The sequence below is a fragment of the Rhodovarius sp. genome, assembly GCF_040399605.1.
In the GTDB taxonomy this organism is placed as follows: domain Bacteria; phylum Pseudomonadota; class Alphaproteobacteria; order Acetobacterales; family Acetobacteraceae; genus Rhodovarius; species Rhodovarius crocodyli_A.
The window spans coordinates 1-9,809 of record NZ_JBBARU010000099.1 but is presented as its reverse complement, the minus strand read 5'-3'; the positions used below and the strand labels follow the sequence as shown (position 1 = coordinate 9,809).

Genomic DNA, 9,809 nt, shown 5'->3' with positions numbered 1-9,809 from the left:
TCATCGGTAGAGCCTCTCAAGAGTTGAGGCCTCCGACAAACCCGGGGCGGTTCACGATTGAACTCTACAGCGCGCTATACAAGGCACAGGCCCAGATAGCTGCCGCTGGTGGCGAAGGCGGTTTGGAGTTGGTGGTCGGAATCGGCCTGGCGCGCTGGCAGCATGGCGGGCGCCGCATCAATCTACCGCTGATCGAACAGCGGGCCGAGTTCGAGCTGGACGAGACCAACGGCAACCTCTCGATCCTTGCCCGTGGCGTGCCCACTACGAGCGCGCTTCGCGCATTTCTGGACCTCAGCATTCCAGGTGCAGCAGATTTGCAGCGCGAAATGACGGCGCGACTGGATCGTATTTCCAAGGATCCAGACCTCGCGTTCAGCCCATTTCAGCCAGCCAGCTTCCTCGGTGTCCTCGAGACCTGCGCAGCGCGCCTCGATGCCAGCGGAACCGTTTTGCCGCCCAATGAAGAACTCGGCCCGGCCGGGGAGGCTCTTCGGATCGGACAGGGGTTTTGCATCATCGTACGGACACGCCGCGAGGACATCCTGCGTGACGACATCCGGCGGCAGATCGACGCCCTCTCGACGGAAGGCAAGGAACTACCGGAGACGGCTCGCCGCTTCGTTCTGCCGCCACCTGACGTGGCGCCTGAAGACGCCGCCCCCTTCAATCTGAGCACACTGGATGGGCTCGCGGGAGGTTCCGGCACCGGGACTTGGTCAGGCAGTGGCGGCGGCGACGTTGCAGCCCCGAAAGCGAAGGACTGGCTGTTCTTTCCGCTGCCCGCCAATGAGGAGCAGGAGGAGATCGCGCGGCGACTGCAGGACAAGGATGTTTTCGGCGTCGTCGTGCAGGGTCCACCGGGCACCGGCAAGACCCATACCATCGCGAACATTATCGGCCACGCAATGGCGACCGGGCAGCGCGTGCTCGTGTCTGCTCATACGGCGGAGGCGTTGAGTGCCATCCGGGACAAGCTACCGCCGGGCTTGCGTGACCTCACCATCGCCGTGACACACAGCGACCGGGAGGGTGCTCGTCAACTGGAAGAAGCCGTGTCGGCCTTGGCCGAGCGGGCGCAGTCGATCAATCCTCGCGAGGCCAGGCAGCGCGCTGAGGAGTTGCTGCGGGTGATCCGCCGCGAAGATGGGCGTGTCGCCGAGATTGACATAGAGCTCGAGCAGATCGCACGGGCGAACCTTGACCGAGTGCCGTGGCGTGGCACGGAGGCGCTGCCCCAGGATATCGCGGCCTGGGTGGCCCAACAGGGGACTAAGCACTCCTGGTTCCCCGACAGCCTCGATCTCGCGGCCAATCATGCGCCGAAGTTCGGCGAAGCGGAGATCTCCGAAGTCCGATCGCTACGCCGTCGCCTCGGAGCTGATATTGCCTATGGGGCAGGCCACCTTCCATCGGGATCAGATGGCCTCCCGCCACTCGGCGCTTTGGTCGCAGCCCACCGGACGCTCCGAGAAGCGGGAGAGCGCCGGCAGCGCGAACGCGACGGAAGTCTTCCACGGCCTGATCTAACTGCCGCCCACGCGGGTGAGCCGGCGGTGTTGCTCGCATGGCTGGAACGCCTGGTCGCTTGGCACGACTCCACGGGCGCCTACGAATGGATGCGCGAGGCATGGGGCGCGCTCGCCGGTGGTCGGCATCAGCACCGATTTTCGGCGGACGCTCTCCGGCCAATGCTCGACGAGGCGGCACGCCTTGCGCAGCGGGGAGAGGCGCTGGCGCCGCATGCACTGGAACTGCCAGAAATCTCCGAAGGGGACCGGTTGGGCGAGGCATTGGCGAACCTGGCGGCAGGCAGGCCGGCCTTCGGCTTCTTCAAGGGATTTGGCAGCAATCCGATCAAGGATGCAGTTAAAGCCTCGCGGATTGCCGCTGAGCCGCCTCGGGACGCAGTGGCATGGTCGAAGCTTGCGGAACTGCACGGCTGGCGCCGCGAGGTCCGCGGTTTCGTCGCGCGCTGGAATGCGCTTGCAGCGCAACACAGCCTTACTCGGCTGCCTGAAGAGCAAACGGCATCGCGGGATGCTCTGGGACAACTTGGCAAGCTCCTGGCGGAAATGCTCGCTTTGGCCGCCGATGCGCAGGCGCGGTCTGCTCGGCTCCAGGCGCTTTTCCCATACGGCCTCGACATTGATGCCGTCATCATCCGTATCGACATCTCAGTTGCCATCCCCGCGTTGCGGGCGAATCTCGGTGACGCCGATCTTTTGGCAGCCGAGAGCCTGCGCGATCGCCTTCGCGAAGATGGGCTTCTCATCGGGGGCCAGATCGGTGAGGCGCTTCAGCAAGTCGCCGACGGGCTGGGGGCGGTTGGCCTCTCTGACGCTGAGGCGGCCGACCTTTGGCGGGATGTGCAGCGCGAAGCGGACCGGGTCGGCAAGCTGCGAGATGACCTCCAGCGGCTTGCTGCCCTGGCACGCTTCGTCCGCGCCAGCGGGGCGGCTGCCTGGGCCGAGCAAATTCAGCGACAAGTTGCTAGCGAGCCAGACGAAGTGTTGCCGGTTGATTGGCAGGATACATGGGATCACGCGCGTGCGAAGGGCTTCCTCGCCCGAGTTGCCAACCGAGAGAAAGTGCAAGCACTGACAACTGAACGCGCAGAGCTGGTAGCAAGCCGGGAGAGGCGCTTTCTAGATGCGATCGAACTGATGACCTATCTCGGGCTGCGCAACCGATTGACTGAAAATGTACAGGCTGCGCTTCGGAAATTCTTGTCTGCATTGACCCGATTGCCGAAGACAGCAGGCGCGAAAACCGCCGGGCGCCAGCGGCGAATTCTACGCGACAGTCTGCAGCAGGCCGTCAAAGCGATCCCCTGCTGGATCATGCCTGAATGGCGGGTGGCGGAGCAGCTACCGCCAGACCTTGGCAGCTTCGACCTGGTCATCATCGACGAAGCAAGCCAGTCGAACATCTCGGCCCTTCCCGTGGTGCTTCGCGGCAAGAAGCTGCTCATTGTTGGCGACGATCGCCAAGTGAGCCCTGTCTCCGTTGGGATCGAAGAAGCTGTGGTGAACCGGCTGCGTACAACCTACCTCACCGGACAGCCACTCGCAGAGCAAATCGATCCGGCAACCTCACTCTACGAGCTCGGGGGGATGATGTACCCGGGCAAGGTGATCGTCCTTCGGGAGCATTTCCGGTGTGTCGAGCCCATCATCCGCTTCTCAGCCCGCTTCTACGGCGGTCATCTCGTGCCGCTCCGACTACCGAAGCCGAGCGAACGTCTGGATCCGCCACTCATCGATGTTCTTGTCGAGGATGGGAAACGGCGCGGCGATGTGAATGATGCTGAGGCCGTATACATCGTCGAAGAAATCAAGCGCGCCATTGCCGATCCCGTCATGAATGCCTCGGGGAAGCGCAGCATTGGCGTGATTTCTCTACACGCTGATAAGCAGGCAAAGCTCATCTACGACCGGCTCATTCACGCGGTCGATCCGGAAACCATGAGCGACCATCACATCATGTGCGGTGATGCTGCTACTTTCCAGGGGCAGGAACGCGACATCATCTTCCTCTCAATGGTGCATGATGGCGATACAGCCTCCAAGCAATCCAGCCGCCTCTACGAGCAGCGTTACAATGTAGCCCTCTCCCGCGCGCGCGACAGGATGGTGCTCGTTCGCTCGGTGACGCCGTCGATGCTCAAAGAAGGCGACATCAAGCTGGAAGTTCTACGCCACTTCCAGGATCCAATGGCCGGCGGACGGATTGGCCAGCCTAACGATGTCCTCGCACTCTGTGAATCGAAGTTTGAGAGAGACGTAGGACAGCGCCTATTACAGTCCGGATATCGCATTCGTGCGCAAGTACCGGCCGGCGGCTATCGCATCGACTTCGTTGTGGAAGGTGAGAATGATCGTCGTCTTGCGGTCGAGCTTGATGGCGATTCTTTTCATGGGCCCGAGCGCTGGGCACATGACGTTAAGCGTCAAAAGGCGCTGGAGCGGGTCGGCTGGACATTCTGGCGCTGCTGGGCGTCGGAATGGGAAAGTGCCAAGGATTCGATTTTTAGCGACTTGGTCACAACACTCAAGGCGAGGGGTATCTCCCCAATTGGAATGTCAACCGCGGGTGATGTGCTGCCCGTCGAATTCCGAACTGTTAGGCATGGTCTAAAGCTGACGGAAGACCGCGAGCCAGCAAGCCTCCCTTCTCAACAGGGGACGCTTTTCGAGAGCGCGAGCGAGTCGCTTCCCCCGATGTCAGGGCACGCCCAAGATGTCCGCGTCAGTGCAGGGGATTCGGTTTCTATCCGCTATGGCGATGGAAAGGCGCGGGCACTCAAGCTCCATATCGTCGCAGACGGAACCGCCAACGGGCGAGACCGCATCGCACCGACGTCCCCACTTGGCGAGGCCATTATGGGCTTGCGAGCTGAAGACGAAACGGAGGTAGTAATCGACGGCCTCACAAGGACAGTTATTGTTGAGAGCATCGAACGCGCAGCATGACAGCGACGCGTGTAAAGGACGGGCCGACCATCGCGGCCCTACTGCATTTAGCGCTATTCGATGATAGCTTCAGTCCAACTAATGCTTAAGCGGCCAAACTATGTCAAATCCGTCCATCAGCCCCGGCAGCGTCACACCCTCAGGCTGCTGCCCATCGAGGATAGCCTCGACGAGCTTTGGTACCAGCGGCGTCAGCCGCAACAGGCTGCCCAGGTAGCCCCGCTCGATTCGCGCCGCGTCTGCCATCTCGGTGATGGACGCGTAGCGCCCCTGATCCAGCATGCGCTGGTACCGGTGCGCGCGCGCCAGTGCCTTCACCAGCGCCGGGTCGGCGTGCTTCGGGAGCGGCGTGACGCCGTCCAACATCGGTGTCACCGCGGTCTTCCTGCCTGGCCGGCGCCGTATGGTCAGCGGTATCGGGCCGTGACGGCGCTTCCGCGGGCTGATTGAGTTCGCCGGCGAGCCTGCTTGACCCGGAACCCATGCCGCGGTGGCCGTTTAGGCGGTGCGCCGGAAGGCTTCAGGCGGTACCCCCGCAAGCTCGGTCAACAACAAAGGCCAGAGGCGCAGCCCCTCTTCCAGCGAGGAGAGGCGGAAAAACTCGTTCGGGGCGTGCGCGTCCTCGTCAGGGCTGGCCAAGCCAAACATCAGGCGGTCCATGCCCAGCTGCTCCTGAAACAGCGTGGTGATCGGCACCGTGCCACCCAGCCGCATCACCGCCGGCTCCGCCCCCTTTTCCCGGCGCAGCACGGCCGCCGCCGCGGCACGCAGCGGATGGTCCGCGCTCAGCGTATAGGCGCGGGTGCCGCCCGGCCTATAGCTGAACTCCAGCGTCACGCCGGGCGGGGCGTGGCGCTCGAGATGCGCCTTGACTGCCGCCTGCGCTGCCGCCGGATCCTGGCCGGGGACGAGGCGCATGGTGAGCTTGGCATGCCGCTCGGCGGGCGGGACGGTCTTGTCGCGCTGCCCCGTATAGCCGCCCCACATCCCGTTCACCTCGACCGTCGGGCGGAGCGTGGTGCGCTCCCGAACCGTGTATGCGTGGTCTCCGAACGGACTTGCGCGAAACTCCGTGTACCAGGCGGCCTCGTCGAGCGGCAGCGATGCGCATTCCGTGCGCAGCGCGTCGGTCAAGCAACAGCCTTGTTTTCGCGAAATGTACAAAACCGCCTCTTGAAATTTCACCAAAATCTGATCTAATCCCGCCCGTTATGACATCAAAATAAAATGGAGGTTATTTAATGCTTTCATGGGTTCATGATTTTCCAATCTGGATTACTTATTGTATATTTTTAATTTTTTTGTTGGTTCGGGTATTTTTTGTGTGATTTTATTTCGTACTGCATTGAATTATTTGTTAAGATTAGACACAGACCGCAACAATATATTGGATCCCATACTCAGTTATGTGGGCATTATTTTTGGGATAATGATTGGTTCATTGGCTATTTCAAGCCATCAAAATCAAACTTCTGCTCAAGACGCAATAACAAAGGAAGCAGCGTTCATAACTATTTTGTACCGTAATTTTTCATTGTATCCGGAACCCATGAGAGCAGAATTGCAGGCCGTACTGCGTGAATATGTCCGGCATGTTGTGGAAGAGGAGTTACCAGCAATACGAAAAGGTAACGATCTTACGGCGGGCGCGGGTCGGGTCGCCTCTATCAATCAGGTACTTGGTAGCTTTGAGCCTCAGACAACCGGCCAAGAGCTAATGCATGCACAGACTTTGAGTAATTTCACCGAGTTTGTGTTAGCTCGCAGGCTTCGGATTTTTAGCGCCTTTGCGAATATTCCTAATTTCTTTTGGTTTACGCTTTTTATGGGCTGGTTTATTAGTCTTACATTGCTATTAATGTTTAATGTTTCCATTGTTATGCAAGTATCTGGTGTTACCATTCTATCAACAACAATGGCTACGCTTGTGTGTTTAATTTCACTCATGGATTATCCATTCCGAGGTGAATTCAGTGTTGCCAGTGATTCTATCCGCCTTGGATATGAACAGATGATGCAATCAAATCGGTAGTGTCAAAGGCGCAAATAATTGCCACTTAGCGAGTATGGAATGTTATTTGGAGTCTGGCAACACAATGTGAATCAGTAGAACCTTCGTAAGTGAGCGATCTACATGGTTCGCGAATACGTCAAAACTGCATGCGCATTGCAAGACGGGTGCCCTTTTGGTCATACCGCGTGTGGCGGAGGCAAAGTATGTTACATGAGTGCTGGCTCTGCCCGGTAGCTTCTCTGACAACGACTTAATGGTCGTAATGCAGGATGGCAACACAAACACACTCATGGTGCAGCAGGAGATGAACTACACCGATTTCACCTTGGCAGAGATCACGCTGTTGATGATCGGCCAGGGAGAGCATATGATGGCCATGCTTCCCGCGGAATACTAACCCGGATTATTCATCAAGGTTAGCTGACATGGCGCAACGATTGATCGGCAATAGGATTTGGTTGCGAGACCTCAACCCTATAGATCTCAGACGCCATGTCCGCCAAGATTGAATCTACTCTCCGCACTCCCCGGCCTATCTCCGGTCTGCGGCAAGCTCTAGTCAGACAGCGGCGTAGTGGCGCTGCGCGAGATCGAAGCCCGCCTCAGCATCGCCAAGCGTCTCGCCGCCTGCGTCGCCCACCTCCATGGAAGACGCTCCCACCGCCAGTCGCACCGACGCATCCGCAGACGCTGGATGAGAGGGCAGAGCGTAGGAGGGCGCGGCAGCGCGAATGGGCGCGGCAAAAATACGCGGCGAACCCAGAGAAGGCGCGGGAACGGAACCGCGCGCGCTATGCGACCAATCAGCAGAAGGCGAACGAGGCGTGCCGCCGCTGGCGAGCTGCGAACCCGGAGAAGGTCATCGCGGCAACGGCACTGAAACGCGAGGCAGACCCGGCGAGGGCGCGAGAGATGAATAACCGCTGGAAGGCCGCGAACAGAGAGAAGGTACGCGAGCAGGAGCGCACGCGGCGTAGTGCGGACCCCGAGAAGGCGCGCGAGGCGTGCCGACGTTGGCGTGAGCGCAAGAAGGCCGAAGCGGCGGCTAGGAAGCAGCAGGACTCGTGAAATGCCGAACCTGCTCGCGCCCTGCCAGGCACTGGCTGTGTTGGCATCCAGCGCGCTCGCTCCGGGTGCACTGGACCGCGCCCAGTTGTTCTCCCCTCTGTCTCAGCCTCTGGCCGGAGCGTCGCATGGTTGACCCCAATGACCAGGAAGCCGCCGCCATGACGGCAGCCGGCGACATCGCCGGCCAATACATCGACGCCGTCGGCCGCTCCGACATGGCTACGTGGTCCGCGGCAGATTGGCGCGGCTTTGTGGAGGCTAATCGCCACCGAGATCAACCGCGCGACGGAATTGCTGCGCAGCGTAAACTGCCAGCCCGAGTAGCAGCGGCCCTCAATGCGGTGTCTGATCGCCCTCCAGGGCGATCAGAGCATCCAGCGCTTGGCCGCCCTTCGCCTGCACCAGGAAGGGATTCACCTCGACCCCGGTGACCTCCTCCCAATGCGCGACGGCGAAGCGGCTGATGGCGCAGAGCGCCGCCACCAGCGCGGCGCGGTCCAGCGCGGCCGCCCCGCGCCAGCCCTCCAGCAGGCGCGCGCCTCGGACACTGGCGACCAGCGCCTCGGCGCGCTCAAGCGTCAGCGGCGCGGAGGCGAAGGCGACGTCGTTGAACAGCTCCACCGAGGTGCCGCCCAGGCCGAACATCACCACCGGGCCAAACACAGGATCCCGTTGCACGCCGATGATGGTCTCCACACCGCCGGAGACCATGGGCGTGAGGAGAATACCCTCCAGCCGGGCTTGTGGCTTGTGCAAACGCACACGCCGCATGAGTTCGGCAAAGCCCTCCGCCACCGCCTCCGCCGTGCCAAGGTTGAGCAGCACCCCACCCACCTCCGTCTTGTGGGGAATATCCTGCGAGAGGATCTTCATGACGAGCGGATAGCCGAGCATAGCCGCCGCCTGCACCGCCTCCTCGGCCGTGGTGCAGACGCGCTCGGGCAGCACCGGAACACCTGCTTCCGCCAGCAGGGCCTTCGCCGCAGCCTCATGGATCGGCCCGGTCAGGCGCGTCGCCGCGCGCGGCACCTCGGGCACTGCGGTGGCCGCGGCCTGCAAGCGCCGCAAATGCGCAGCCCCCGCCACGGCGCGCACAGCCCGCGTCGGATCCTCGAAGACTGGAATGCCGACCGCCTCCAGCTTCAGACGGATCTCATCCACATGCGTCATCACCGCGACGACGAGGCGATCCGGGAAGCCCTGGCGCAGCGCCGTCAGTGCCTGCTCCAGCGGCGGGAAGCGCGGCACGTTGCGGCCGAGATGCGCGAGGTAGAACAGCATCGAACCCAATTCGGCGCCCTGCATCATCGCCTGGCTGATGCTCTCGAAGATATGCATGCGGCCGTTGAGCTGAGCCGTGGTGTCGATCGGGTTGCGCCCGCCCGCGACGGGCTGGATCTCCAGGATGCGCGCCATCACATCGGGCGACATGGGCGGCACCTTCAGCCCCGCATGGATCGCCGCATCGGCCATCAGCACGCCAAGCCCGCCCGAGACACTCAGAATGCCTACACCATCGGAGGGCGGCAGCGGCGCGATGGAGCAAATATAAGCGATGTCCAGCATCTCCTCGATGGAGGAGGCGCGCCAGGCGCCGCATTCGCGGAACACGGCATCGATGATGCGATCCTCACCGGCGAGCGAGCCGGTGTGGGTGGCCGCCGCCGCAGCCCCTTCCTCCGTGCTGCCGACCTTCATGATAATCACCGGCTTGCGCGCGGCCGCCGCCTTCAGCAAAGCTTGCCGCAGCCCCGCACCATCCTTGCAGCCTTCAAGCGAGGCGCAGATGACGCGCGTGCCTGGATCATCGGCGAGGTAGTCGATGCAGGCCGCCACATCGAGATCGGCCTCATTGCCCGTCGCGATGGCGCGGCTGATGCCGATGCCGCGGAACCCCGCGACTGCGTAGATGTGCGAACCATAGGCGCCGCTCTGCGTGGCCACGCCGACATGGCCCGGCCCCGGCCGCGCTGTGGCGAGCAGGCTGGAGAAGGTGCCGAAAAACCCGTCCGGCGGGCTGATGCTACCCAGCGCATTGGGACCTGTGATGCGCATGCCACTCTCGCGCACGATCTCCATCAGCCGTGCCTGCATGGCGACGCCCTCACCGCCTTCCTCCGCGAAGCCGGAGGACAGCACCTGTACATGCAGGATGCCCTTGGCGGCGCACTCCTTCAGCGCCTTCTCCACCAGCGGCGCCGGCAGCACGACCAGCGCGCTGTCAGGGACTGCGGGCAGGTCGAGGACGCTGG

7 protein-coding genes are annotated in these 9,809 nt (G+C 61.9%); 4 read left to right on the top strand and 3 right to left on the bottom strand.

Translation table 11 applies throughout. The features are described from left to right. The first annotated feature begins 131 nt into the window (after positions 1-131). Positions 132-4,475 (top strand): AAA domain-containing protein, encoded by a 4,344-nt coding sequence (locus tag ABWP84_RS16865; RefSeq protein WP_353213194.1) that lies wholly within the window; start codon positions 132-134, stop codon positions 4,473-4,475. Positions 4,476-4,553: 78 nt separating this feature from the next. On the opposite strand, the gene ABWP84_RS16860 is transcribed toward ABWP84_RS16865, so the two are convergent. Together ABWP84_RS16860 and ABWP84_RS16855 are read right to left on the bottom strand one after the other, a co-directional pair. Next, positions 4,554-4,850 carry a hypothetical protein gene (locus ABWP84_RS16860; RefSeq protein ID WP_353213193.1) on the bottom strand — a complete coding sequence of 99 codons (297 nt, stop codon included), beginning with the start codon at positions 4,848-4,850 and terminating at the stop codon, positions 4,554-4,556. Between the two features lie 123 nt (positions 4,851-4,973). After that, positions 4,974-5,609, bottom strand: coding sequence for a M20/M25/M40 family metallo-hydrolase (locus ABWP84_RS16855; RefSeq protein WP_353213192.1), 636 nt, complete (start codon positions 5,607-5,609; stop codon positions 4,974-4,976). Positions 5,610-5,757: 148 nt separating this feature from the next. On the opposite strand from ABWP84_RS16855, the gene ABWP84_RS16850 reads away from it, so the two are divergent. The 3 genes from ABWP84_RS16850 to ABWP84_RS16840 all read left to right on the top strand — a co-directional run bounded on the left by ABWP84_RS16850 (position 5,758) and on the right by ABWP84_RS16840 (position 7,988). After that, positions 5,758-6,507, top strand: coding sequence for a DUF4239 domain-containing protein (locus ABWP84_RS16850; RefSeq protein ID WP_353213191.1), 750 nt, complete (start codon positions 5,758-5,760; stop codon positions 6,505-6,507). Positions 6,508-6,703: 196 nt separating this feature from the next. Then, complete coding sequence (locus ABWP84_RS16845) at positions 6,704-6,886, top strand: DUF6876 family protein (RefSeq protein WP_353213190.1); 183 nt, start codon at positions 6,704-6,706, stop codon at positions 6,884-6,886. A 796-nt stretch (positions 6,887-7,682) separates the two neighbouring features. After that, positions 7,683-7,988 (top strand): DUF6511 domain-containing protein, encoded by a 306-nt coding sequence (locus tag ABWP84_RS16840; RefSeq protein WP_353213189.1) that lies wholly within the window; start codon positions 7,683-7,685, stop codon positions 7,986-7,988. Here the strand turns inward: ABWP84_RS16840 and ABWP84_RS16835 are convergent. Then, positions 7,891-9,809 (bottom strand): acetate--CoA ligase family protein (locus ABWP84_RS16835; RefSeq protein ID WP_353213188.1); only part of this gene is annotated, 1,919 nt, incomplete at its 5' end. The two genes, ABWP84_RS16840 and ABWP84_RS16835, sit on opposite strands and share 98 nt — an antisense overlap.